This is a genomic window from Citrobacter youngae (assembly GCF_003818115.1).
Lineage (GTDB): Bacteria > Pseudomonadota > Gammaproteobacteria > Enterobacterales > Enterobacteriaceae > Citrobacter > Citrobacter youngae.
In genome coordinates, this window is record NZ_RPOI01000023.1 from 107984 (window position 1) to 133523 (window position 25540).

Here is a 25540-nt window from a genome sequence, read left to right on the forward strand (position 1 = left end):
GAACCGACAATGAAAATTAGCGATGGAAACTGGCTGATTCAGCCCGGTCTGAACGTGATTAACCCGATTCAGGTGTTCGAGGTTGAACAGCAAGGAAATGAGATGATTGTCTACGTTGCGCCACGCGATGTGCGTGAACGTACCTGGCAACTGGATACCCCATTGTTTACCCTGCGCTTCTTCTCGCCGCAGGAAGGTGTGGTCGGTGTGCGTATGGAGCACTTCCAGGGGGCGCTGGATACCGGTCCGCATTACCCGCTCAATGTGCTGCAGGATGTGAAGGTCGAGATGCACAACACCGCCGAATTTGCTGAGCTGAAGAGCGGTAACCTGAGCGTGCGCGTGACTAAAGGTGAGTTCTGGTCGCTGGACTTCCTGCGTAACGGCGAACGTATTACCGGCAGTCAGCTGAAAAATAACGGCTACGTGCAGGATACTCACAGCGGGCGTAACTATATGTTTGAGCGCCTGGATCTCGGCGTCGGGGAAACGGTATACGGCCTGGGCGAACGCTTTACCGCGCTGGTGCGTAACGGGCAAACGGTAGAAACCTGGAACCGCGACGGCGGCACCAGCACCGAGCAATCTTACAAGAACATCCCGTTCTATATCACTAACCGCGGCTACGGTGTACTGGTGAACCATCCGCAGTGCGTGTCGTTTGAAATCGGCTCTGAGAAAGTGTCGAAAGTGCAGTTCAGCGTGGAAAGCGAGTATCTGGAATACTTCGTTATCGACGGCCCAACGCCGAAGGACGTGTTGAACCGTTATACCCAATTCACTGGCCGTCCCGCGCTGCCGCCTGCCTGGTCGTTCGGCCTGTGGCTGACCACGTCGTTCACCACCAATTATGACGAAGCGACGGTCAACAGCTTTATCGACGGGATGGCCGAGCGCAATCTGCCGCTGCACGTTTTTCACTTTGACTGCTTCTGGATGAAAGCCTTCCAGTGGTGCGACTTTGAGTGGGATCCGGTGACCTTCCCGGACCCGGAAGGCATGAACCGCCGCCTGAAAGAGAAAGGGCTGAAGGTTTGCGTGTGGATCAACCCGTATATCGGGCAAAAATCACCGATTTTCAACGAGCTGAAAGAGAAGGGGTATCTGCTCAAGCGGCCGGATGGTTCCCTGTGGCAATGGGATAAATGGCAGCCGGGCCTGGCGATTTATGACTTCACTAATCCGCAAGCCTGTGAGTGGTATGCCAACAAGCTGAAAGGTCTGGTGGATATCGGCGTTGACTGCTTCAAAACTGACTTTGGTGAACGCATTCCTACTGACGTTCAGTGGTTTGACGGTGCCGATCCGCAGAAAATGCACAACCATTATGCGTACATCTACAACGAACTGGTGTGGAACGTGCTGAAAAAGGCTGTCGGTGAAGAAGAGGCGGTCCTGTTTGCCCGTTCAGCTTCGGTCGGCGCGCAGCAGTTTCCGGTGCATTGGGGCGGCGACTGCTATGCCAACTATGAATCGATGGCCGAAAGCCTGCGCGGCGGGTTGTCCATTGGTCTGTCCGGATTTGGCTTCTGGAGTCACGATATTGGCGGCTTTGAGAATACCGCCCCTGCGCACGTCTACAAGCGCTGGTGTGCGTTCGGGCTGCTCTCCAGCCATAGTCGTCTGCACGGGAGCAAATCCTACCGTGTGCCGTGGGCGTACGATGACGAATCCTGCGATGTGGTGCGCTATTTCACCGAGCAGAAATGCCGCATGATGCCGTACCTGTATCGCGAAGCGGCGCGCGCCAATGAGCTCGGAACGCCGATGATGCGCGCAATGATGCTGGAGTTCCCGGACGAGCCGGCATGTGATTACCTCGACCGCCAGTACATGCTGGGTGATAGCGTGATGGTTGCGCCGGTGTTTAGCGAGGCGGGTGATGTGCAGTTCTACCTGCCGGAAGGACGCTGGACGCATCTGTGGCGTAACGACGAGGTGGCGGGCAGCCGATGGCATAAGCAGCAGCATGACTTCCTGAGCCTGCCAGTCTACGTGCGTGAGAACACCCTGCTGGCGCTGGGCAGCAATAACCAGAAGCCGGACTACGCCTGGCACGAAGGAACCGCGTTCCAGCTGTTCCATCTGCAGGAGGGCCGGGAAGCGGTGTGTGAAGTACCTGCGATGGACGGCTCGGTTATCTTCACGCTGAAGGCGACGCGTGTAGGTAATACCATCACTGTGAAAGGGAACGGTGAGGCACGTAACTGGACGCTGTGCCTGCGAAATATTCAGAAAATTGGCGGCATTAAATGCGGGTCGCATATGGGCAGCGAGCTGGGTGTAGTTATTACTCCACAGGGCAGTGAGCTGACGATTACCTTGTAAGCATGTGTCGACGTGGTGCCGGATGCGTTTTATCCGGCCCACGCTGCGAGCAGCATTCCAGATCTGAAAATCCAAAACATCCTGAATTAAATTTTTATCTCTGCATATTTGCGAGCGGTATCACTCTGATTCCCGCGAAAAATGTGATCTGCGCCGTAAATATCTCACTATTTCCTCTTTTTGTCTTATTTCTGTCCGGATTACTGGACACGATTTAGTATTGTTGGCGCATCGTAGTCCTCTTATATTTATCATCACGGATTACACGTGGAGCATAAATGCTTCTTTATAACCTAAATAATTCGAGTTGCAGGAAGGCGGCGACGCAGCGAATCCCCTGAGCGTACATAAGTACGTGACTGGGGTGAGCGAGGAAAGTCAACGCACATGCAGCTTGAAGTATGACGGGTATAGATATTTAATCTGGTATGTAATAAGGGTAAATAATGCAAATGATTACCTCGCGACAAAACAGATTATTAAAATTTCTTCTGTCCCGGAAGGAATATGTCACGCTGCTGAAAATTGCCGAGTACTTATCTGTTTCAGAGAAAACTGTGCAGCGCGATCTGCGCTTACTGGAACCATGGTTATCAGAATGGAAAATAACCATCGATAAACGTGCTGGTGCTGGGGTGATATTAAGTTCCGATAATATTACCGACCTTTTATATATGGACCAGTTATTAGGATCGGAGGGTGATGATACTGACGGCATGATGAATAATTCACGGCGAGTCAAGATAGCCTCACAATTATTAAGCGAAACGCCGCATGAAACGTCGATCAGTAAATTATCCGAACGTTATTTCATTAGTAGCGCATCGATTGTTAATGATCTGAAAGTAATTGAATCCTGGATTACCCCACTGGGCCTGTCGTTGATTCGCAGTCAGAGCGGCACGCATATCGAAGGCAGCGAGAGCGGTGTACGCCAGGCGATGGCGTCGCTGATTAACGGCGTGATTAACCATAATGAGCCTGGTAACGTGGTTTATTCACGTCTTGACCCGGGCAGTTATAAAGCCTTAGTGCATTACTTTGGCGAAGAAGATGTTTTATTTGTCCAGACGTTATTGCAGGAAATGGAGAACGACCTGTGCTGGTCTTTGGGCGAGCCTTATTACGTCAATATCTTTACCCATATTTTGATCATGATGTACCGCATCACGCGGGGCAATGCGCTACCGAGAAAAGATGAAAATATCACCTCATGTGACGAGAATATTTTTTCCATTGCCAGCCGGATGATTCTACATATTGAAAAACGCATTGCCCACCCGCTACCGGAAGACGAAGTCTGGTTTATATATCAATACATTATCTCCTCCGGCGTGGTAATTGAAGAGCATAACGACGTGAGCGTGATTGGCCATATGCACTCCAGCGACGAAGCGCGTTTGATTACCCATCGGTTGATTGCCTCCTTTGCCGAGATGGTCGACAGCGATCTTAGCCAGGACACGGCGCTGTATGACGGATTGCTGATCCACATTAAGCCGCTGATTAACCGCCTGAACTACCAGATCCGCATTCGTAATCCGCTGCTGGAGGATATTAAAGGCGAGTTGCAGGACGTGTGGCGTCTGACCCAGTGCGCGGTGAATCGGGTGTTTAGCGGTTGGGGCGAGCGGTCCGTGTCGGAAGATGAGGTGGGATATTTAACCGTGCATTTTCAAGCCGCAATGGAGCGGCAGATAGCGCGTAAGCGCGTGCTGCTGGTCTGCTCAACCGGTATTGGCACCTCTCACTTACTCAAAAGCCGTATTCTGCGCGCCTTTCCGGACTGGACTATCGTCGGCGTGGTATCGGCAGGCAGCCTGCCCTCCGTACTGACGGACGATATTGAACTGGTGGTATCGACGATAAATTTACCTGCCGTTGCTATGCCGGTCGTGTATGTCACCGCCTTTTTCAATGATGCAGATATTAAGCGGGTAACAGAAACGGTTATTACGGAAAAATTACATCGGGCGACGTCGCTGGTCGTCGAAAATTAATGTCTGAACTCCATGAGGTATGATTGATGGACATCACGAAAATACTCAATACAAATCGCGTTATTTTGGACATGAAGGCCACAAACAAAACGGAGGCTATTGAGGAACTGACGGATATTCTGCAAAAAGATGGGGCAATTAGCTGTCGGGAAACGTTTATTCAGGATGTCTGGCAGCGTGAATCAGAAGGCTCGACCGGCTTCGAAAATCATATTGCGATCCCGCACGGGAAATCCTCGGCAGTGGTCAATACCACGCTGGCAATTGGGCGTACCCGTCAGGATATTCCCTGGGAAACCCTGGATGGCAGCAACGTGCGCTGCATCATTCTGTTTGCCGTACGTCTTGAAGATCAAAACACTACACATATTCGTCTGCTTTCGCAGGTTGCCGGCGCGTTGGCGGATGACGACATTATTGAACAACTGTTAGTCGAAAGCAGTCCACAGAAAATTATTGAGCTTTTTAGTCAATATGCTGAATCCAATGTCTGCTAAATAAAAAGTGGAGCATGTTATGAATATTGTTTGTGTTGCCGCCTGTACGGCGGGTATTGCGCACACCTATATTGCTCGTGAGAAGCTAATTAAAGGTGCTAAAGCGCTTGGTCATAATATAAGAGTTGAAACCCAGGGAACTATCGGCACGGAAAACGAACTGCTGACAGAGGATATTTCTGCAGCTGATGTCGTAATTCTTGCTGTCGATGTCAAAATAAAAGGGGAGGAACGATTTTCAAATAAACGCATTGTGCGAGTGAAAACCGAAATCGTCATAAAATCGCCCATTCAGTTTCTTGAAAAGGTCGAAAAATCATTAGTTAATAATAACCAGTAGCGATCCTCATTCTGGAGGGATTTCACATGAGTGAAAATAAAATTCCGCTATCTCAGGAAATAAAAAGACATTTATTAACGGGGATTTCGTGGATGATCCCGTTAATTGTCGCCGCCGGGATCTGTATTGCTCTCGGGCAAATACTTGGCGGCACTAACGTGGGTGAAAAAACAGGAACCATACCCTGGATGCTCAACCAGATTGGCGGCTGGGGGATGGGGTTAATCGTACCGCTGATTAGTGCGGCGATTGCGTACTCCATTGCCGATCGTCCCGGATTTGCGCCGGGCCTGATTGTCGGCTTTGTTTGCGGCGAAATTCATACCGGTTTTATCGGCGGGATGTTGGGCGGGTTCCTGGTCGGTTATACCGTACTGCTTCTTAAGCGCTATATCCGTTTGCCACAGTCGATGCAGGGGCTGATGCCCATCATGGTGTTGCCGGTACTGAGTACCGTCATTGGCGGCCTGTTGATGATGACGCTGATTGGCAAGCCGATAGCCTGGCTGCAGGACGCGTTGATTCATCTGCTGGAGTCCATGCAGGGCGGATCCCGCTTTCTGATGGGCGCTATCCTCGGTGCGATGGCGACATTCGACTTCGGCGGACCGGTGAATAAAACCATGTCGCTGTTTGCTGACGGCATGCTGGTCAGCGGTGTGTACGGTCCGGAAGCGGTGAAGTTTGTTGGCTCGATGATCCCTCCGTTCGGCATTACGCTCTCTTTCCTGCTGACGCGTCACAAATACACCCGTGCGGAGCGCGAGGCTCTGAAAGCGGCATTCCCGATGGGGATCTGCATGATTACCGAAGGGGTCATTCCGATTGCAGCGCGCGACCTGTTGCGCGTGGTGGGCTCCTGCGTGGTGGCCTCGGCGATTGCGGGCGGCCTGATTATGGTGTGGGGTGTCGAAAGCCCGGTACCGCACGGCGGCATGTTTGTGGTCCCGCTCTTTACGCATCCGCTGCTGTTTTGCCTGGCGCTGGGGATCGGCACAGTGATTTGCGGTGTCATGTTGTCGCTGTGGAAGAAACCGGTGACCGAGCGTGACGAAGAGTTTGATGAACTCAGCGATCAAAAACTGAAAGACGAAGAGATCACCTTCACCCTGGAATAACCGGAGGCCGTATGTTTGCCGATATGAAAAGCATGGTGGCGAAAGCCTGGCGCGAGCAGTACGCGCTGCTGGCCATCAACTGTATGAACCTGGAAAGCGCCCGCGCGGCGGTTCGGGTGGCAGAGAAACACCGTGCGCCCATCATTCTGAATCTGTATCAGGGGCATCTGGAGCATTTTCCGGCCCCGATAGCCGCTGCGGTCGTCAAAACGCTGGCAGAGGAAGCCTCGGTACCGGTCGCGCTGGCGCTGGATCATGGAAAGGATCCTGTACGCATTCGTCAGGCTTTTCGCGCCGGATTCAGCGGGTTAATGATCGATGCCTCCGCCTTTGCGCTGGAGGAGAATATTCGCCAGACCCGTGCAGTGGTTGAGCTCGCAGCCAGCGTTTCTCTGTGCGTGGAAGGCGAGCTGGGCCATCTGGCCGATGCTCCGCGCTATGACCATGCCGCTAACGCTGATTTGATGACTCAGGCCGCCGACGTGGAACCCTTTATCCAACAGACCGGGATCGATTTGCTGGCGGTGTCGGTGGGTACGGCGCACGGCATGTACGCGCCGGGCGTTACGCCAGCCATTGATTTCCAGCGGCTGGAGGAAATTGCCCGGTTATCAACGGTACCTCTGGCGCTGCATGGCGGCAGCGGGACGCCGTTTGATCAGCTACAGCGCTGTCCGATGTTTGGCGTCGCCAAGATAAACGTTGGCGCAGCGGTCTTTGAAGCCGGAAAGGCTGCGCTGCTGCATACCCTGTGTCGTGACACATCCGGTGAACTTGTTGATGCTCTGACCCTGATGGAGCAGGCCTGCGAGGAAGCCATTATTCCGTACCTGCAGGCCAGCGGCGCTATCGGCAAAGCCTGATTCATTTTCTGTAACGCCTTCTATGCCTCTGCGATGACGCACTGGCAGGGCTTTCTACACCCTGAAACTGGAGAATTAACATGTTAGTTTCGATGAAAGAATTACTGCAACCTACCCGTCAGCACGGTTTTGCCATCGGCGCATTCAACGTGGCGGACAGCTGCTTTGTACGTGCAGTTGTGGAAGAAGCGGAAGCGACCAACACCCCGGCGATTATCTCCATTCACCCCAGCGAACATGATTTTGTCGGCGATGCGTTTTTTAGCTACGTCCGTGATATCACGATGCGTAGCCCAGTGCCGTTTACTCTGCATCTGGACCACGGTGCTTCGGTTGAGCATGTGCTGCGGGCGATTCAGTGTGGGTTTACCTCGGTGATGATTGATGGCTCGCTGCTGCCGTATGAAGAGAACGTGGCGCTGACCCGCGAAGTGGTCAAGCTGGCGCATGCGGTAGGTGTTTCTGTGGAAGGGGAGTTGGGTACGATTGGTCAGACCGGGACGTCAGTGGAAGGCGGCGTGTCGAAGGTCACCTATACCGATCCTGCTCAGGCTCAGGATTTTATCGCCCGCACCGGCGCAGACACGCTGGCGGTGGCGATTGGTACGGCACACGGGATCTACCCGAAAGGGATGCAGCCAGAGCTGCAAATGAACATCCTGCGCGATATCGCCGGGCGTGTAGACATTCCGCTGGTGTTGCACGGTGGTTCAGCGAATCCGGATGCGGAAATTGCCGAATCCGTGACGCTGGGTGTTGGCAAAATCAACATTTCCAGTGATATGAAATACGCCTACTTCCAGAAAGTCCGCGAAATCCTGGCGAAAGAAACCTGGTGGGACCCGAACGTAATCTACCCAGAAGCCATTAGCGCCGCGCGTGACGTGATCCGCCACAAAATGAAATTGTTCGGTTCAACCGGCAAAGCATCACTTTACTAACGGCATGCAGGCGGGGCGACCCGCCTCTTTCGCAACAAGGAAAAGTGGAATGAAGCGTTCACATATTAATTATGCCGTCGATAAAGCGCATGCCATCGCCGAGACTTTTCGGATCTGTCTGCCTGATTTTGCGTATTTTACGATCGATGCCTGGCGGCAACAGGATCAATCTCTGTGGCGTGAAGTGCGCGATCTCCAGTTGGGCTGGGATATTACCGACTTTGGGCGTGGAGATTTTGCGCAAACGGGACTGACGTTACTGACGTTGCGCAATGGTCTGCCAGGCTCAGCTAATTACCCCAAACCGTACGCCGAAAAGATGCTGCAAATTCAGCAGGATCAGCAAACACCATGGCATTTTCATCGCCATAAAATGGAAGATATCGTGAATCGCGGCGGCGGTGACTTATGTATGCAGCTGGCATGGGCCACGCCTGATGACGGGTATGACGCACGGCGTATTGTTGAAGTTAGCGTCGATGGTCAGCGGCGTACCGTTGACGCTGGCGAGACGCTGGTATTGAAACCGGGACAGGGGGTGTGCCTGCCGCCGCGCTTGTATCATCGCTTTTGGGCGGAGAAGGCGTTCGTGCTGGGCTGGGAAATCTCGATGGTCAATGACGACCAGCATGACAACCACTTTCTGGAACCTGGCGGTCGCTTCCCGGCGATTGAAGAGGATGAGCCGGTGAAGTGGCTGTTGTGCAGTGAATATATTCGTTTATGAGCGTGAGTAAGCCCGGTAAGCGAAGCGCCACCGGGCAATAAATTATTGCGCAGGTGGTGGTGCTGTGACTTCACTCCCTGAAACCACACCCGCCTGCATAGTCTGCGTGACCTGCTGTTTCTCCACGTTCACCGCATGCAGTTGCCCGCTGACCGTTGGCTTGAGCGGCGCATCGGCCTGAATATTGCCGCTGGCGGTAAGCTGAATATTACCATCACCGGAAAGCGGCAGTGCGGGCCAGCCCCACTGCTGCAGGATCGTCATTGGCACGCCGCGTCCGTTCAGGCTGATCTGAGCCTGGCGCTGAGGCAACTGCGAAATACTGGCAGTGGCCTCCAGCAGCCCTTTTTCCGTATAGGCGCTCAGTTCACTGATATTGATGGTGCTGTTGTTCGCCGTCAGCGCCAGCGAAGGACGACGTACATCCGTGCGGTTAAAGGTAGCAGCAGCGGCGTTGAGGGTGGCGCTCCCGCTCCAGATCCCCCACTGATTGTTCTGTACCAGCCCGAGGTTAGCGCCGTAACCGTCAAGCGCGGTGAGCTGCCACGGGAAACTCGGGTCGATATCAATTACCAGATTGCGGCTGGCGCTGAATTTCTTCAGCGTCAGGCTGTTTAGCCATGTTGGCAGAGGTTTCATCCACTGCTGCTTCCAGTTTTCCGGTAGCGTGTATTCCAGACCGGCAATAGCGGCATCATCGAGGACCAGCGCTTTGTTGCTGCGTAGCCAGTTTCCGGATGTTCTGACCATACCGCCTTCCCAGCGGGTGGTGAACTGGCGCAGCGCAATGCCCTGTGGTGAGAACTCGGCGTTCAGAATCGGATCGAAGAAGTGCAGAGAGCCGTAGATAAACTCGCTGGCGTTCATCGACAATTTTCCTTCCTGAGTTTGCCAGTCGTCCTTGCTGAAGGTCATGTTGCGCAAGCTCAGATCGAGATCCGTCACCGCCCAGTCAGGGCCTTGCAGACGGGCATCCGTTACTTCCAGACGACCAATTTGCAGGGAAGGAATGGTGCTTAACGGGGCAAAAAAGTCGGCCAGCGATTTGTCGCTTTGCAGCCGGATATCGTTCAGGCGCAGATTCTCCACTACCCAGCTCCCGTCGGCATTGCGTTGCGCTACGCCGGTTAATGCTCCACGCGCCACGTCTGCGCCAATATTGCTAAGCGTCACCCGGTCATGGTCAATGCTGCCTTCAATCAAGACGTTGGTGGTCGGGACATCGTTGAGCGTCAACGAACTGGCGCTGAGCTGAATTTGCGCTTTGCTGCCGAGAATTTTACCTGCTTCAGGGCTCCAGGGAATGACGCCGCCGTTAACGCGCTGGGCGCTGAGGTTCCACTCGCTACCGGGGCTGTTAAGCGCCATATCCTGCAATTGCAGGCGATCGGCCTGAAACGGTAACGGCGCGGTTTGCTGGGAAAGATTCAGCGTGCCGTTTTGCAACAAAATGGTGTCTACGTGCAGCGGGTCGGTGATTTGGCGGCTACTGAGTCCAATATCGACCGTTTTGGCGACCAGCGTGGCGGGCTGACCATCCCGGCCAAAGGTGACGTTTTCCAGCAGAATATGGGAAGGGGAAGAAAACCGGTGATCGATGGCATCAAAGGCCAGATGGTAGCTGCTGTTCTGTGAAACCCAGGCACTGACGTGCTCTGCGCCCCAGCGGGTTTGCAGTAGAAAATAAAGGCCGAGGATCGCCACTGCAAGGGCGATCAGCACGTAAAGAAGCAGCTTTCCAATAAATTTCATGGTCTTCCATCCCGCGAAGTGCACATAGTCAAGTTATGCACGATTTAGACGCAATGCTCAAGGCGGGAATGGTGAAAGAGCGTTACAGCGGCGTTGATTCAGAATCAACGCCGCATTTTGCTTATTGCTTCTCTGGCGGGAACACCAGGTTCAGAACGATAGCGGTAATACCGCCTGCGGCAATGCCGGAAGAGAGCAGGTTTTTCACCCAGTCCGGGGCGAACTGCAGGATCAACGGCTGCTGGGAGACGCCCAGGCCGACGGCCAGCGACAACGCGATAATCAGAATCGCGCGGCGGTTCAGTGGCTCGCGGGACACAATACGCACGCCGGATGCGGCGATAGTACCGAACATTACCAGCGTTGCCCCGCCCAGTACTGGCTCAGGAATATGCTGTACAAAACCGCTAACCGCCGGGAACAGGCCCAGCGCGATCAACATCAACGCCACCACAAAACCGACGTAGCGGCTGGCAACGCCCGTTAATTGAATAACCCCGTTGTTCTGCCCAAAACAGGAGTTCGGGAAGGTGTTGAACACAGCGGAAACAAACGAGTTCAGACCGTTCGCCAGCACGCCGCCTTTCAGGCGTTTCATATACAGCGGACCAGAAACCGGCTGCTCGGAGACATCAGAGGTGGCCGTAATATCGCCGATGGTTTCCAGCGAGGTGATCATAAAGACCAGCATCAGCGGCAGCAGTAAACTCCAGTCGATACCCAGGCCATAATACAGCGGCGTTGGCACCATTAGCAGGTCCTGGCTTACCGGTGCGGTATTTTGCGGCAGCATGTCCATAAACCAGGCCAGCAGATAGCCTGCCGCCATCGCAATCACCAATGACGCAACACGCAGGTAAGGATTGCGTTGACGGTTAAGCAGGATGATTAGTGCCAGCACCACGCCTGCCAACAGTAAATTTTTCGGTGCACCAAAGGTGTTGTCGCTCATTGCGGCATAGCCACCACCAATCGATGTCAGACCCACCTGAATCAGCGACAGGCCGATAATCATCACCACCACGCCTGAGACCAATGGGGTAATGATCCGCCGCGCCAGATGCAGTACGCGTGAGATAACCATCTCGGTGCAGCTTGCCAGCATCAGCGTACCGAACAGCGCCGCCATCATGGTTGGGACATCTGCGCCACCGGTTTTTAGCGCCGTACCGCCCATAATCAGTGGCGCAACAAAGTTAAAGCTGGTGCCCTGAATGGATAGCAGCCCTGAGCCTACCGGCCCCCAGGCTTTGATCTGAATGATAGAAGCTACGCCGGAGGCGAACAGCGACATACTGATAATGTGTTGAGTATCCTGAGCCGGTAAACCAAGCGCCTGGCAAATTAACAGAGCGGGAGTAATTACCGCGACGAACATGGCCAACAGATGCTGACAGGCGGCAAACAAGGTCTGGGCTAACGGGGGGCGATCTTCAAGACGGTAAATCAGTTCACTGTTGTGAGTCTGCGCAACCGGTTGCGCATTTGTTGACTCTACGGCGTTAACGGACATCAGAGGCAATCCCATGGTGGAAAAGCGGTGATTTTATCTGACCAGGGCAGAAAAGCAAACGTTTGCTAGCAGGTGTTTTTAATATTTAAAACGGATAAACAAACATTTTTATATAACTTTTCATCATTTTCTGCTTAAAATCCACCCCGAAAACTCAATAAGAGCTAAAAATCGGTCTGGAATGCATCGTGCGTGATTGTGCTAAACGCACTAATGGAGCTGTAAATGTTTTATCTCGATACGTTATCAACGCTGGTTGCGGCAACCCTTGTGTTGCTGCTGGGACGTAAGCTCGTCCAGTCTGTTTCCTTCCTGAAAAAATACACCATTCCCGAACCCGTAGCGGGCGGCCTGCTGGTGGCGATTGCGCTGCTGGTGCTGAAAAAAAGCATGGGTTGGGAAGTTAACTTCGATATGACCCTGCGTGATCCGTTGATGCTGGCCTTCTTCGCCACTATCGGTCTGAACGCCAATATCGCAAGTTTGCGTGCTGGCGGCCGCGTGGTGGGTATTTTTCTGATTGTGGTTGTTGGCCTGTTGCTGATGCAAAACGCAATCGGTATTGGTATGGCGACCCTGCTGGGTCTGGACCCGCTGATGGGTCTGATCGCTGGCTCGATCACCCTCTCTGGTGGACATGGAACCGGGGCAGCATGGAGCAAGCTGTTTATTGAACGTTATGGCTTCACCAATGCGACTGAAGTGGCGATGGCTTGCGCAACGTTTGGCCTGGTGCTGGGTGGGCTGATTGGCGGTCCGGTGGCGCGCTATCTGGTCAAACACTCCACCACGCCAGACGGTATGCCGGACGATCAGGCTGTGCCGACCGCATTTGAAAAGCCGGACGTTGGGCGCATGATCACCTCACTGGTGTTGATTGAAACCATCGCGCTGATCGCTATCTGTCTGACGGTGGGTAAAATCGTTGCGCAAATGCTGGTTGGAACGGTGCTGGAACTGCCGACCTTCGTTTGCGTGCTGTTTGTTGGGGTGATCCTCAGTAACGGTCTGGCACTACTGGGCTTTTATCGGGTGTTCGAGCGTGCGGTTTCTGTGCTGGGTAACGTTAGCCTGTCGCTGTTCCTGGCGATGGCGCTGATGAGCCTGAAGCTGTGGGAGCTGGCTTCTCTGGCCTTGCCGATGCTGGCAATCCTGGTTGTGCAGACCATTTTCATGGCGCTGTATGCGATATTCGTTACCTGGCGCATGATGGGTAAGAACTACGATGCCGCTGTGCTGGCTGCCGGACACTGCGGTTTTGGCCTCGGCGCGACGCCGACGGCGATTGCCAACATGCAGGCGATTACCGAACGCTTTGGGCCATCCCATATGGCGTTTCTGGTGGTGCCGATGGTGGGGGCATTCTTTATCGATATCGTCAACGCACTGGTGATTAAGCTGTATCTGCTGTTACCGATTTTTGCGCAATAACGGCTGTGCGGCGGGGTAACATCCGCCGCCGCTATGAATCGACTATGCGTTGGAGTAGCGTTCGGTTTCCGGCATCCAGCGCTCTATTAGCGCCACGGCCTGTTGCGGATAACGTTCGTGAATATGGCGAGCAATGCGCTGAACTTCCGGGATAATCGCCTGATCACGCAGTAAATCTGCGACCTTGAATTCTGCCGTTCCGGTCTGGCGAGTACCTAACAGCTCGCCGGGGCCGCGGATCTCTAAATCTTTTTGCGCAATCACGAATCCGTCGTTGCTGTCGCGCAGAACCTGCAGGCGTTTTTGCGCAGTTTTTGACAGCGGTGATTTGTACAGCAGGACGCAGTGGGAGGCCACCGCGCCACGACCTACGCGGCCACGTAGTTGATGCAGCTGGGCCAGGCCCAGGCGCTCCGGGTTTTCAATAATCATCAGGCTGGCGTTTGGCACGTCCACGCCCACTTCAATCACCGTGGTGGCAACCAACAGATGCAGTTCACCCTGCTTAAAGGCCGCCATTACTGACTGCTTCTCGGCGGGCTTCATACGGCCGTGTACCAGGCCAATATTGAGTTCTGGCAGCGCAATCTTAAGCTCTTCCCACGTTGCTTCTGCTGCCTGAGCTTCTAACAGATCAGACTCTTCAATCAGCGTACAGACCCAGTATGCCTGGCGCGCTTCGTGGGTACAGGCGTTGCGCACGCGATCAATAATATCGCTGCGGCGGGTATCCGGAATGGCGACCGTGGTGACCGGCGTACGTCCCGGAGGCAGTTCGTCAATGACCGATGTGTCGAGGTCAGCATAGGCCGTCATCGCCAGGGTGCGCGGAATCGGCGTGGCGGTCATGATGAGCTGGTGCGGGTGGAAACCCTGCTGCTGACCTTTTTCCCACAGCGCCAGACGTTGATGCACCCCGAAGCGGTGCTGTTCGTCGATGATAACCAGTGCCAGACCGTTGAACTGAACCTGTTCCTGGAAAATTGCATGAGTACCGACAATCATCTGCACCTGACCGCTGGCGATGGCTTCCTGTTGCGCCAGACGCGCTTTGCCTTTCTGTTTGCCCGCCAGCCAGCCCACTTCAACGCCCAGTGGCGCGAACCAGCTGCGGAAGTTATTCGCATGTTGTTCAGCCAATAATTCGGTGGGGGCCATCAGCGCAACCTGCTTACCATGTGCGATAGCTCGCAGGGCGGCTAACGCTGCAACCAGGGTTTTACCGGAGCCGACATCGCCCTGCACCAGGCGCATCATCGGCACATCCAGCGCCATGTCGCGTTCTATCTCCGCGGTGACGCGAGCTTGCGCGCCAGTAGGTTTGAACGGCAATGCTGCCAACAGCTTATCTTTTAGCGCGTTGTTAGCACTTAACGGCTGGGCATGAAAACGCTGCGCCCCGGCGCGTAATGCCAGCATGCTGAGGTTATGTGCGAGCAGTTCTTCGAGAATCAGACGTCGCTGCGCCGGATGTTGTCCTGTTTCCAGATCGCTGAGTTGCAGCGACGGTGGGGGGCGGTGCAACGTGCGCAGTGCTTCGGGCAGGCTCATCATGCCCTGTAACAGCTCTGGTGGCAGCAGTTCGGCAATGGCGCAGGTATCGAGCAGATCCAGTGCCTGATCGGTCAGCTTGCGCAGCGTGGCCTGCTTCACGCCTTCGGTTGTCGGGTAAACCGGAGTGAGAGTTTCCTGCAATTCCGGCGTGCTGAGATCGCCCTGCACGCGGTATTCCGGGTGGATCATCTCTGCGCCGTATTTCCCGCGTTTGGCTTCGCCATAGGCCAGTACCCGACGCCCGGTGGCGAGACTGTTTTTCATTGCTGCGCTGAAATTGAAAAAGCGCATGGTGAGAATGCCGGAACCATCGCTGATCTGACAGGTCATCATCCGGCGACCGCCGAAGGTGATATTGCAGTTCAGCACTTCGCCTTCAACGGTGGCATAGACGCCCGGCAGCAGTTCGCCAATTGGGTACAGATGGGTACGGTCTTCGTAACGCAGGGGGAGGTGTAGCAGGAGGTCCTGTACGGTGTGCAGGCCAATTTTCGCCAGTTTACTGCTTTGCGCTGCGCCAACGCCGGTCAGAGAGTTGAGTGGGATGGCATCCAGTAAACGGCCTTTCATCGCGTTTATCTCGCAGACTGCATAGTGGCCCACCACGTTGCATCGGCTTCAATTTCGCCCTGCGTGTTTACGTGAGGGTAGGGAAGGCCTTTGCGCTTAGCGACATTCGCCAGCACCGGATAGCCGCCTTCAAACAGTAAGCGCTGCTGCTCGTCTTGTGGCAGCATGCTGTTTTCTCGTCGGTACATCCCAGCGTTTTGCCGCTGGCGCTGTGCTTCGTACAGAATCAGCGCGGAGGCGACCGAAACGTTCAGCGACTGCACCATGCCAGTCATGGGAATGATGATGTCCTGATCAGCCAGATCCAACGCTTCCTGAGTGATGCCGGTTTTCTCCTGGCCCATCAGGATGCAGGTGGGACGCGTGTAATCAATCTCGCGAAAATCCACGGCTTTATCTGACAGATGGGTTGCCAGGACCTGCATGCCCTGGCTTTTTAAATGTGTGACCGCATCGCCAATGGTAAGGTGAGTTTTCACCTGCACCCAACTGTTGCTGCCTGCGGCAGAAGAGGCCATGGTGCGCATACGACTACCCGGCCAGACGGCGTGGACTTCATGCACGCCGACCGCATCTGCAGTACGAATAATCGCAGAAACGTTATGAGGTTTGTGAACCTGCTCCATGCAGACGGTCAGATCGGGCTGACGACGTGCGAGCATCTCGCGGATACGTGCATAGCGCTGTTCATTCATATACACATCATCCTTCAAATTGCCTCGGCGTTAGCTGCTCTCACTCACCCCAATCACGTACTTTAGTACGCTCATGGGGATTCATTCGTTTGCCGCCTTGATGCAATTCGAATGATTTCGTGTAGAAAATTAGTTTCGGTTACGGGTGACTTTTATCACGTCCGGCATGACGCGAATTTTGCGCATGATATTCGCCAGGTGCACGCGATCGCGAGCGGTCAGGCGAATAAAGGCGCTATAAACGCGGCCATCTTTCTCTTCCGTATTCAAACTTTGAATATTGGAGGTGGTCGTGTTAATTGCCGCCGTCAGGTTCGCCAGAGCACCCTGGTGGTTAAACATATCCACCTTAATCTCGGTGATGAATTCCTGCTCTGTTTCTTTATCCCATTCCACCGCCATAAATTTCTCTGGCTCTTTCTGGTAGCCACGAATATTACGGCAGGACTCATGGTGAATCACCAGACCTTTGCCCGGACTGACGTGGGCAATGATGGGATCGCCTGGAATTGGACGGCAGCATTTCGCGAAGGTGATCAGCACGCCGTCTGCGCCTTTGATCGGCAGATGACCATGGCCAGATTGTGCTGGGACGTTCGCTGTTGCTTCGCCCTGCTGGAGGTTTTTCGCTACCACCACGCTCATGGCGTTACCCAGACCGATTTCTGCGAGCAGATCGTCAAGCGTGGCGAGCTTCATGCGCTCAAGCTCACGCTGGATGCTCTCTGGCGGGATCTCAGCCAGTTTACGGCTACCGCCCAGTGCATGGTTGAGCAGTCGACGACCCAGACTCACGGAATCATCGCGCTTGAGGTTTTTCAGCAACTGGCGAATTTTGGCGCGCGCTTTCGAACTGACGACGAAGTTGAGCCATGCTGCATTCGGGCGCGCACCCGGGGCGGTAATAATCTCAACTGTCTGACCGCTAAAGAGCGGTTGTGAAAGCGGGTAAGGCTGTCTGTCGACGCGCGCGCCGACGCAGGCGTGACCGATATCGGTATGCACGGCGTAGGCGAAGTCGACAGGCGTTGCACCAGCGGGCAGTTCGACAATGCGCCCTTCCGGTGTGAAAACATAAATCTCATCCGGGAAGAGATCAGATTTGACGCTTTCAATAAATTCAAATGAGCTACCGGCGCTCTGCTGCAGTTCCAGCAGGCTTTGCATCCAGCGCTGAGCGCGGATTTGCGCAGTGGTGCTGCTTTCGCCGCCGTGTTCTTTGTAAGCCCAGTGCGCTGCGACACCCATCTCTGCCATCTGGTCCATGTCTTCAGTACGAATCTGTACTTCAACCGGAACGCCGTGAGGGCCGATCATTGAGGTGTGCAAAGACTGATATCCGTTCGCTTTTGGAATGGCGATATAGTCTTTCACGCGACCAGGACGTGGTTTGTACAGGCTATGCATCTGGCCGAGTACGCGATAGCAGGTATCGGAATCATGAACGATAACGCGAAAAGCGTAGATATCCATGATGGAGTGAAAACGCTGCTCTTTGAGCACCATTTTGCAGTAGATAGAGTACAGGTGCTTCTCACGCCCGCTTACGCGACACGGAATGCCTGCCTCTTGCAAACGCCCTTCGATTTCCGAGAGGATTTTTTGGATCATCTCTTTACGGTTACCGCGAGCGGCTTTAACCACTTCTTTAATCACGCGATAGCGGTTCGGGTACAGCGCTTCAAAACCCAGCTCTTCCAGCTCGGTTTTAATGTGATGAATACCTAAACGGTGTGCCAGCGGACTATAGATTTCGAGGGTTTCACGGGCGATGCGGCGACGCTTGTCCGGGCGTAATGAGCCCAGCGTGCGCATATTGTGGGTACGGTCAGCAAGTTTGATGAGAATGACGCGGATATCCTGCACCATCGCCATAATCATCTTGCGAAAGTTTTCAGCTTGCGCCTCTTTCTTATCGCGAAACTTAAGCTTATCAAGCTTCGATACCCCCTCTACCAGCTCTGCAACGCTTTTACCAAAAAGCTGCTCCATGTCCTGGTAGGTGGCTGGGGTATCTTCAATCACGTCATGCAGCAGCGCAGCCATCAGCGTTTCGTAGTCGAGTTTCATCTCGGCCAGAATGCAGGCTACCGCTACCGGGTGCGTGATATAGGGTTCACCGCTTGAACGTGTCTGGCCCTCGTGAGCGTCACGTGCAACGAGATACGCCTGCCGAAGACGCTTAATCTGGTCTTCCGGCAGGTAGTTTTGAATCAGTTGATTCAGGCTTTCAAACAGATACAAGGGCGACCCGCTTTGTGATTAACGACGACCTTCAGCAATAGCGGTAACGGCTTGTAATTCAGCGGCTTCCTGCTCTTGCTGTTCCTGGCGCTCACGCACGTCGAGGATCTGGTTGTTGATCAGACCTTCTTCGATTTCGCGCAGCGCGATAACGGTAGTTTTATCGTTTTCTTCCGGTACGAGCGGATCCTTTCCGCCTACCTGCATCTGACGAGCGCGACGCGCGGCGACCAGTACCAGGTCAAAACGGTTACCAATTTTCTCTACAGCGTCCTGAACAGTTACGCGTGCCATACTTAAAATGCTCCACAGGTGAAGAAATGACTGGGCATGATACTGAATGTGGGTTCAGTCTGCCAACAGTTTGCTGATTAAAGCGTCATGACGCTGCTTTTGGCGGTTCATGCGCAGACGTTCGGCGCGAATGATGGTTTTCAAATCGCCCAGGGCGGTATCGAAATCATCGTTCACAATAAGATAATCATATTCGGCGTAATGGCTCATTTCTGCAACAGCTTGCGCCATACGTTTTGCGATCACGTCTTCGCTATCCTGACCGCGGCCACGCAGACGGCGATCCAACTCAATCTTAGATGGCGGCAAAATAAAAATACTGCGCGCATGCGGCATTTTTTCACGAATTTGCTGCGCACCTTGCCAGTCGATATCTAAAAAGACGTCTACGCCGGATGCCAATACTTGCTCAATGGTTTCACGTGAGGTGCCGTAGTAATTACCGAAAACCTCCGCGTGTTCCAGGAACGCGTCTCTGCCAATCATGGTTCTGAATTCATCATGGTTCACAAAGAAATAGTGTTCACCGTGCACTTCCCCCGGGCGCGGTGCGCGCGTGGTGTGCGAAACAGAAACCTGGGTGTCATACAACGGTTGGGTCTTTAATAAAGCCTGAATCAGGCTGGATTTACCCGCGCCACTGGGGGCAGAAACAATATAAAGCGTGCCTTGAGCCATGAGTATCTTAATGTATGTGATTGTCGAAAGAGAGCCTACATACGGGCTTATTATACACGTAGCCGCTTTGCTACGTAGCCTTTGTCACACTTTTTGCGCATGTTTATTGCGTTTTGCGTACCAGTTTCCTGTTTTATCCGCGATTTGCAGCAATACGTGCAAATGTCAGGAATGCTGCCCGCAGAGTGAATATTTGCCGCTCTGCTTCCCTTTCACTTCGCGCTATATCTGCCGGGAAATGCAGTGTTCAGCGGAGGTAGCATGGGATCATGGAAATGCATAGGGCTGGTTTTGCTGGTCTGGAATTTACCTGTATGGGCGGTTTGCCCCGTCTGGTCGCCTGCCCGGGCAAATGAGGAAATTTCACGACTACAGCAGCAGATAACACAGTGGAATGACAGTTACTGGAAACAGGGTGAAAGTGCCGTAGACGACGGCGTTTATGACCAGCTCAATGCGCAACTCATCCAATGGCAACGTTGTTTTGGCGATGAAGCCAAAACAGATCTGTCTGCGCCCCCAATAAGTGGCACCGTCTCGCACCCTGTTCCCCATACGGGAGTTCGAAAACTTGCCGATAAGCAAGCGCTACAGCAATGGATGAAAGCCCGCAGCGATCTCTGGGTACAGCCGAAGGTGGATGGTGTGGCGGTGACGCTGGTTTATCGCAATGGCAATTTGGTCCGGGCGATTAGCCGTGGTAACGGCCTGAAAGGTGAAGACTGGACGCAAAAGGTTCTTCAGATCCCTTCCGTACCCCATATCACCAAGGGACAGCTCGCTAACAGTACTCTGCAGGGTGAGATATTTTTACAGCAGGAAGGGCATATCCAACAGCAGAGAGGGGGAATGAACGCCCGTTCAAAAGTTGCTGGAATGATGATGCGCCAGAGCAATCCGGAAATGTTACGCTCGCTGGCTATTTTTATCTGGGCGTGGCCCGATGGACCGGCTGCCATGTCGGAAAGACTGGAACAACTCACTGCTGCCGGTTTCAGTTTTACGCAACATTTTACCAGGGCCGTGAAGAGTGCAGATGATGTCGAGCAAGCACGCGCCAGTTGGTGGAGTTCAGCATTACCTTTTGTGACGGATGGCGTAGTTGTGCGAACGGGAAAAGAGCCGCAGGCGCGATACTGGCTCCCTGGACAGGGAGACTGGCTGGCAGCGTGGAAATATCCTCCCGTGGCCATAGTGTCTGAGGTGACGGGTATTCAGTTCTCTGTTGGCAAAAGCGGGAAAATTGCCGTTGTTGCTATGTTGAAGCCCGTCATGCTGGATGATAAGCGGGTGCAGCGCGTCAATATTGGCTCTGTCCGACGCTGGAATGAATGGGATATCGCACCTGGCGATCAGATTCTGATAAGCCTTGCCGGGCAGGGGATCCCCCGTATAGACGAAGTCGTCTGGCGCAGTACTCAACGTACTAAGCCAACGCCACCTGAGGGTCGCTTCAATTCATTAACCTGTTTTTATGCTACCCGGGAGTGTTATGCGCAGTTTGTCGCAAGGCTGGTCTGGCTGGGGGCCAAAGAGGTCTTAGGGCTCGAGGGCATCGGCGAGGCGGGATGGCGGGAGCTCCACCAGGCGTATCGCTTTGAGCATATCTTTTCCTGGCTCGGGCTAACTCAGGAACAACTACAATCCACATTTGGTGTAAGCAAAGGGGAGAAGTTATGGCATCAATTCAACCTGTCACGCGATCTTCCGTTCACGCGCTGGGTGATTGCCATGGGAATACCGTTAACACAGGCAACGCTGAATGCCTGCAGGGATGGTTCGTGGCAGCAATTGCAAGAACGCGATGAACAAAGCTGGCGGCAGCTTCCTTTCATGGGGGAGCGGCGGGCTCGGCAGGTGATGCAGTGGCTGGAGAATAGGGAGATCACAGCGCTGAGCAACTGGTTAGCTGCTCAGCGGATCGCGGGCTTTATGCCTTAATGGCCTTCATGGCGATAGTAAAATACCGGCAGACCTAACTTCAGGCGCAGCGCCAGTAGTCGGGCGGTAAAGCCGAAAAGCAGGGTGGAGATAACTACTACATCGTGGCTGGAGACATAATGCTGCAGCACGATGTACAGCACGGCAGCGGCAAATGATACGCCGGCATACAGTTCTTTCTGGAACACCAGCGGGATGCGTTTACAGAACATATCGCGTAATACGCCGCCGAAAACCCCGGTAGTGACCGCAGCGACCACGGCGATAATCGGACCATGGCCCATATCCAGCGCCACCTGAGCGCCAATAATAGAAAAGACCACCAGGCCCAGCGCATCCAATACGAGGAATATTTTACGCAGATAGGGCATAACGGGAGCAATAATGGTGGTCAGTACCGCGGCAGTGGCTACGATAATGACGTATTCAGGGTGCTTTACCCAGCCGAGCGGATAATGGCCGAGAAGAATATCGCGTACTGAACCACCGCCAATGGCTGTCGCGGTGGCAATGATAATGACGCCAAATGTATCCATACGACGACGCCCAGCCGCAAGCGCACCGGTCATGGCTTCGGCAGTAATACCAATTAAATATAAAACGTGTAACAGCATGTATTCCCCCTGATTTGCTGGGGGCTAAGGTTAACGATTTGTGCGCACTGTCACGATTGAGATTTTCTAAGGTGAAGTGATTTTAATAACTACAGCTAATGCGAAATTGTTGTAAACACGTTATGGCATGCGCTTTGTGATATGGGTGGTGATGATAAATGATGAGAAAATATAATTCTGGTCGCATAGATGAGAACTGAAGCGTCGGGAAAGGCACGTAGCGCCGCCGTTTATTGACGGGCTACGTGAGATGGTGACTTACTCGATATTCTGAATCTGTTCGCGCATTTGCTCGATCAATACCTTCAGTTCAATCGCGGAATTAGTCACTTCGGCATTGATAGACTTTGATGCCAGAGTGTTCGACTCACGGTTGAATTCCTGCATCATGAAGTCCAGACGACGGCCAACGGCCTCTTTTTTCTTCAGGATGTTGTAGGTTTCTTTGACGTGGGCTTCCAGGCGATCCAGTTCCTCAGCCACGTCGATACGCTGTGCCATCAGCACCAGCTCTTGCTCAAGGCGGTTATTTTCCAGCTGCACCTGAGCATCTTCCAGTTTGGCTACCAGACGCTCGCGCTGCCATTGCAGGATTTCCGGCATATGTGCGCGCACTTTGGTGACTTCAGCGCTGACGCCTTCCAGACGCTGCTCGATCAGCGCTTTTAGCGCCTGACCTTCGGTTTCACGCGCGACGACGAAGTCATCCAGCGTACCGTCAAGCGCGGCGAGGATTTCGGCGGCAATGGCGTCCAGATCTTGCTCCTGGGCTGCCATTACGCCAGGCCAACGCAGGATATCAACCGGGTTAATTTCACCTTCATCACTCTGCATTTTGACCCAGTTAGCAGCGCTAACGAGCTGTTTAGCGAGTTTTTCATTCAGAATCAGCTCGCCCTGAGCGCTGGCATCAGGCTCAAAACGCAGCGTACATTCGACTTTACCGCGCGTCAGACGCGTGCGAATACGTTCGCGAACTACGGGTTCGAGACTACGGAACTGTTCCGGCAGGCGAAAATAAGTTTCCAGATAACGCTGGTTTACCGAGCGCATTTCCCAGGTAGCGCTACCCCATTCACCCTTGATTTCACGCCGGGCGTAAGCGGTCATGCTGCGGATCATAGACGTTCCTGTTTTTAAAGATGAGATGGGAGGATTATAGCCATCCACGTCTTGTCAGGATAGGAATAACAGTCGGAAGTCCGTATAATGCGCAGCCACATTCGTTTCAAGCCGGAGATTTTATCATGCGTCCAGCAGGTCGTAGTGCCAATCAGGTGCGTCCCGTCACCCTGACCCGTAATTATACAAAACACGCTGAAGGCTCCGTGCTGGTCGAATTTGGTGATACCAAAGTGCTGTGTACCGCTTCTATTGATGAAGGCGTACCGCGTTTTCTGAAAGGTCAGGGCCAGGGTTGGATCACCGCAGAATATGGCATGCTGCCACGCGCCACGCACACCCGTAACGCCCGTGAAGCGGCAAAAGGTAAGCAGGGCGGTCGTACCATGGAAATCCAGCGTCTGATCGCTCGCGCGCTGCGCGCCGCTGTTGATCTGAAGACGCTCGGTGAGTTCACCATTACGCTGGATTGCGATGTTATCCAGGCAGATGGCGGTACGCGCACCGCATCAATTACCGGTGCATGTGTTGCGTTAGCTGATGCGCTGAACAAGCTGGTCGCGAGCGGTAAACTGAAAACTAACCCGATGAAAGGGATGGTTGCAGCGGTTTCCGTGGGGATTGTTAACGGTGAAGCGCTCTGTGACCTCGAGTACGTTGAAGATTCTGCCGCAGAAACCGACATGAACGTGGTGATGACTGAAGACGGCCGTATTATTGAAGTACAAGGCACGGCGGAAGGCGAGCCATTCAGCCATGAAGAACTTCTCACCCTACTGGCGTTGGCCCGAGGGGGAATCGAATCCATTGTAGCGACGCAGAAGGCGGCGTTAGAAAATTGATTTTAAAGGCGACTGATGAGTCGCCTTTTTTTTGTCTGTAATAAAGTGAGATGAGGAGCGAATCCATGAAACCGTATCAGCGCCAGTTTATTGAGTTTGCGCTTAGCAAGCAGGTACTAAAGTTTGGCGAGTTTACGCTGAAATCCGGGCGTAAAAGCCCCTATTTCTTCAACGCCGGACTGTTTAATACCGGGCGCGACCTGGCTCTGTTAGGCCGTTTTTACGCTGAAGCGCTGGTGGATTCCGGTATTGAGTTCGATTTGCTGTTTGGCCCAGCGTACAAAGGTATTCCGATTGCGACTACAACGGCCGTTGCGCTGGCTGAACACCACGATAAAGATTTGCCGTACTGCTTTAACCGTAAAGAGGCGAAGACCCACGGTGAAGGTGGCAATCTGGTCGGTAGCGCACTTGAGGGGCGTGTCATGCTGGTGGATGACGTGATCACTGCCGGTACTGCGATTCGTGAATCCATGGAGATAATCCAGGCAAATGGCGCGACGTTGGCAGGGGTACTCATTTCTCTCGATCGTCAGGAGCGCGGCCGCGGCGAAATTTCAGCGATTCAGGAAGTGGAACGCGATTATGGTTGCAAGGTGATTTCTATCATTACCCTGAAAGATCTGATTGCTTATCTGGAAGAAAAACCTGAAATGGCAGAACACCTGGCCGCAGTACGGGCGTATCGCGAAGAGTTTGGGGTATAAGAACTGCCGGATGGCGCTGCGCTTATCCGGCCTACGCACTTACCGGGCCTACGGCTTACGTAGGCCGGATAAAACGAAGTCGTTACTGCAACTGTGCGGCAACCAACGGCCAGCGGGTGTCAAAGTCATCCGTTGGACGGTATTTAAATTCGCTGCGCACGAAACGAGATAACATACCTTCACAGAAAGCCAGTAACTGACTGGCCAGCAGCGTTTCATCTACGGCGTAACCTTCGCCTTCACGCATTCTTTTTTCTCGCAGAACCTGGCGCAACTGTGCCTCAATACGTTCAAAAAGCTGGTTAATACGGCCTTGCAGACGATCCTGTTCAAACATGAGCGCATGCCCGGTCAGAATGCGCGTCAGACCGGGGTTACGTTCACCGAACCCTAAAATCAGCAGAACGATCAGACGCAGACGTGCGCCGGTGTCCTTTTCATCTTTTAAGATCAGATTGATACGGGTAATCAGACTATCTTCGATAAACTCAATCAGGCTATCGAACATGCGGGTCTTGCTGGGAAAATGGCGATACAATGCCGCTTCGGAAACGCCCACAGAGGCTGCCAGTTTTGCTGTCGTGATACGCTGGCTTCCATCACTGGATTCCAGCATCAGCGCCAGCGACTGAAGTATTTCTTCGCGACGATTCCTTTTCGCAGTTTGCTTTTCTACCATGTTACAAAATACCCCTGAAAATAAGCACTTGCCAGGCAGGCATCCACACAGCGACCGCAAACGACTGTTTGCGGTATGTTATTGCGTTAT

At 53.6% G+C, this 25540-nt stretch carries 22 protein-coding genes; 12 read left to right on the top strand and 10 right to left on the bottom strand.

Annotation, left to right across the window (positions count from 1 at the left end; all coding sequences use genetic code 11):
- Positions 1–9 precede the first annotated feature (9 nt).
- The 8 genes from yicI (at position 10) to EHN13_RS19090 (ending at position 8814) form a co-directional block, all read left to right on the top strand.
- Positions 10–2328: an alpha-xylosidase gene (gene yicI / locus EHN13_RS19055; RefSeq protein WP_124021902.1), complete on the top strand. Its 2319-nt coding sequence runs from the start codon at positions 10–12 to the stop codon at positions 2326–2328.
- Positions 2329–2774: 446 nt separating this feature from the next.
- Positions 2775–4328: a BglG family transcription antiterminator gene (locus EHN13_RS19060; RefSeq protein ID WP_124021903.1), complete on the top strand. Its 1554-nt coding sequence runs from the start codon at positions 2775–2777 to the stop codon at positions 4326–4328.
- A 26-nt stretch (positions 4329–4354) separates the two neighbouring features.
- A complete protein-coding gene (locus EHN13_RS19065; protein WP_003024008.1) occupies positions 4355–4825 on the top strand; it encodes a PTS sugar transporter subunit IIA in 471 nt (156 codons plus the stop codon).
- Between the two features lie 19 nt (positions 4826–4844).
- A complete protein-coding gene (locus EHN13_RS19070; RefSeq protein ID WP_003844521.1) occupies positions 4845–5165 on the top strand; it encodes a PTS fructose transporter subunit IIB in 321 nt (106 codons plus the stop codon).
- Positions 5166–5191: 26 nt separating this feature from the next.
- A complete protein-coding gene (locus tag EHN13_RS19075) occupies positions 5192–6283 on the top strand; it encodes a PTS fructose transporter subunit IIC (RefSeq protein WP_003837581.1) in 1092 nt (363 codons plus the stop codon).
- 11 nt (positions 6284–6294) lie between these two features.
- Positions 6295–7146: a class II fructose-bisphosphate aldolase gene (locus EHN13_RS19080; RefSeq protein ID WP_124021904.1), complete on the top strand. Its 852-nt coding sequence runs from the start codon at positions 6295–6297 to the stop codon at positions 7144–7146.
- Positions 7147–7226: 80 nt separating this feature from the next.
- On the top strand, positions 7227–8087 hold the full coding sequence (locus tag EHN13_RS19085; protein WP_124021905.1) for a ketose-bisphosphate aldolase: 861 nt from the start codon (positions 7227–7229) through the stop codon (positions 8085–8087).
- 49 nt (positions 8088–8136) lie between these two features.
- Positions 8137–8814 carry a D-lyxose/D-mannose family sugar isomerase gene (locus tag EHN13_RS19090; RefSeq protein WP_124021906.1) on the top strand — a complete coding sequence of 226 codons (678 nt, stop codon included), beginning with the start codon at positions 8137–8139 and terminating at the stop codon, positions 8812–8814.
- Positions 8815–8856: 42 nt separating this feature from the next.
- Here EHN13_RS19090 and EHN13_RS19095 read toward each other — a convergent pair whose 3' ends face one another.
- Both EHN13_RS19095 and xanP read right to left on the bottom strand, forming a co-directional pair.
- Entirely contained in the window at positions 8857–10566 is a 1710-nt protein-coding gene (locus EHN13_RS19095) for an AsmA family protein (RefSeq protein WP_003844524.1), read from the bottom strand.
- A 121-nt stretch (positions 10567–10687) separates the two neighbouring features.
- Positions 10688–12079, bottom strand: coding sequence for a xanthine/proton symporter XanP (xanP, locus tag EHN13_RS19100; RefSeq protein ID WP_003024026.1), 1392 nt, complete (start codon positions 12077–12079; stop codon positions 10688–10690).
- A gap of 225 nt (positions 12080–12304) precedes the next feature.
- On the opposite strand from xanP, the gene gltS reads away from it, so the two are divergent.
- Entirely contained in the window at positions 12305–13510 is a 1206-nt protein-coding gene (gene gltS / locus EHN13_RS19105; protein ID WP_003024029.1) for a sodium/glutamate symporter, read from the top strand.
- Between the two features lie 42 nt (positions 13511–13552).
- On the opposite strand, the gene recG is transcribed toward gltS, so the two are convergent.
- The 5 genes from recG to gmk form a co-directional block, all read right to left on the bottom strand.
- Entirely contained in the window at positions 13553–15634 is a 2082-nt protein-coding gene (gene recG / locus EHN13_RS19110; RefSeq protein ID WP_003837591.1) for an ATP-dependent DNA helicase RecG, read from the bottom strand.
- Between the two features lie 5 nt (positions 15635–15639).
- Complete coding sequence (gene trmH, locus EHN13_RS19115; RefSeq protein WP_061066857.1) at positions 15640–16329, bottom strand: tRNA (guanosine(18)-2'-O)-methyltransferase TrmH; 690 nt, start codon at positions 16327–16329, stop codon at positions 15640–15642.
- A 129-nt stretch (positions 16330–16458) separates the two neighbouring features.
- Positions 16459–18573: a bifunctional GTP diphosphokinase/guanosine-3',5'-bis pyrophosphate 3'-pyrophosphohydrolase gene (gene spoT, locus EHN13_RS19120; protein ID WP_003024038.1), complete on the bottom strand. Its 2115-nt coding sequence runs from the start codon at positions 18571–18573 to the stop codon at positions 16459–16461.
- 18 nt (positions 18574–18591) lie between these two features.
- The gene (rpoZ, locus tag EHN13_RS19125) at positions 18592–18867 is read right to left on the bottom strand and encodes a DNA-directed RNA polymerase subunit omega (RefSeq protein ID WP_000135058.1); all 276 of its coding nucleotides are present in this window, start codon (positions 18865–18867) and stop codon (positions 18592–18594) included.
- A 54-nt stretch (positions 18868–18921) separates the two neighbouring features.
- Positions 18922–19545 carry a guanylate kinase gene (gene gmk / locus EHN13_RS19130; protein ID WP_124021907.1) on the bottom strand — a complete coding sequence of 208 codons (624 nt, stop codon included), beginning with the start codon at positions 19543–19545 and terminating at the stop codon, positions 18922–18924.
- A gap of 261 nt (positions 19546–19806) precedes the next feature.
- Between gmk and ligB the strand changes: the two genes are divergently transcribed.
- Entirely contained in the window at positions 19807–21486 is a 1680-nt protein-coding gene (ligB, locus tag EHN13_RS19135; protein WP_124021908.1) for an NAD-dependent DNA ligase LigB, read from the top strand.
- Here the strand turns inward: ligB and EHN13_RS19140 are convergent.
- Together EHN13_RS19140 and EHN13_RS19145 are read right to left on the bottom strand one after the other, a co-directional pair.
- On the bottom strand, positions 21483–22100 hold the full coding sequence (locus EHN13_RS19140) for a trimeric intracellular cation channel family protein (RefSeq protein ID WP_003024049.1): 618 nt from the start codon (positions 22098–22100) through the stop codon (positions 21483–21485). The genes ligB and EHN13_RS19140 overlap by 4 nt on opposite strands.
- 258 nt (positions 22101–22358) lie before the next feature.
- A complete protein-coding gene (locus EHN13_RS19145; protein ID WP_005122606.1) occupies positions 22359–23222 on the bottom strand; it encodes a YicC/YloC family endoribonuclease in 864 nt (287 codons plus the stop codon).
- 125 nt (positions 23223–23347) lie between these two features.
- On the opposite strand from EHN13_RS19145, the gene rph reads away from it, so the two are divergent.
- Together rph and pyrE are read left to right on the top strand one after the other, a co-directional pair.
- A complete protein-coding gene (gene rph, locus EHN13_RS19150; protein WP_003024054.1) occupies positions 23348–24064 on the top strand; it encodes a ribonuclease PH in 717 nt (238 codons plus the stop codon).
- A gap of 65 nt (positions 24065–24129) precedes the next feature.
- On the top strand, positions 24130–24771 hold the full coding sequence (gene pyrE / locus EHN13_RS19155; RefSeq protein WP_061066836.1) for an orotate phosphoribosyltransferase: 642 nt from the start codon (positions 24130–24132) through the stop codon (positions 24769–24771).
- Between the two features lie 82 nt (positions 24772–24853).
- On the opposite strand, the gene slmA is transcribed toward pyrE, so the two are convergent.
- Positions 24854–25450, bottom strand: coding sequence for a nucleoid occlusion factor SlmA (slmA, locus tag EHN13_RS19160; protein ID WP_048213722.1), 597 nt, complete (start codon positions 25448–25450; stop codon positions 24854–24856).
- Between the last annotated feature and the right edge of the window lie 90 nt (positions 25451–25540).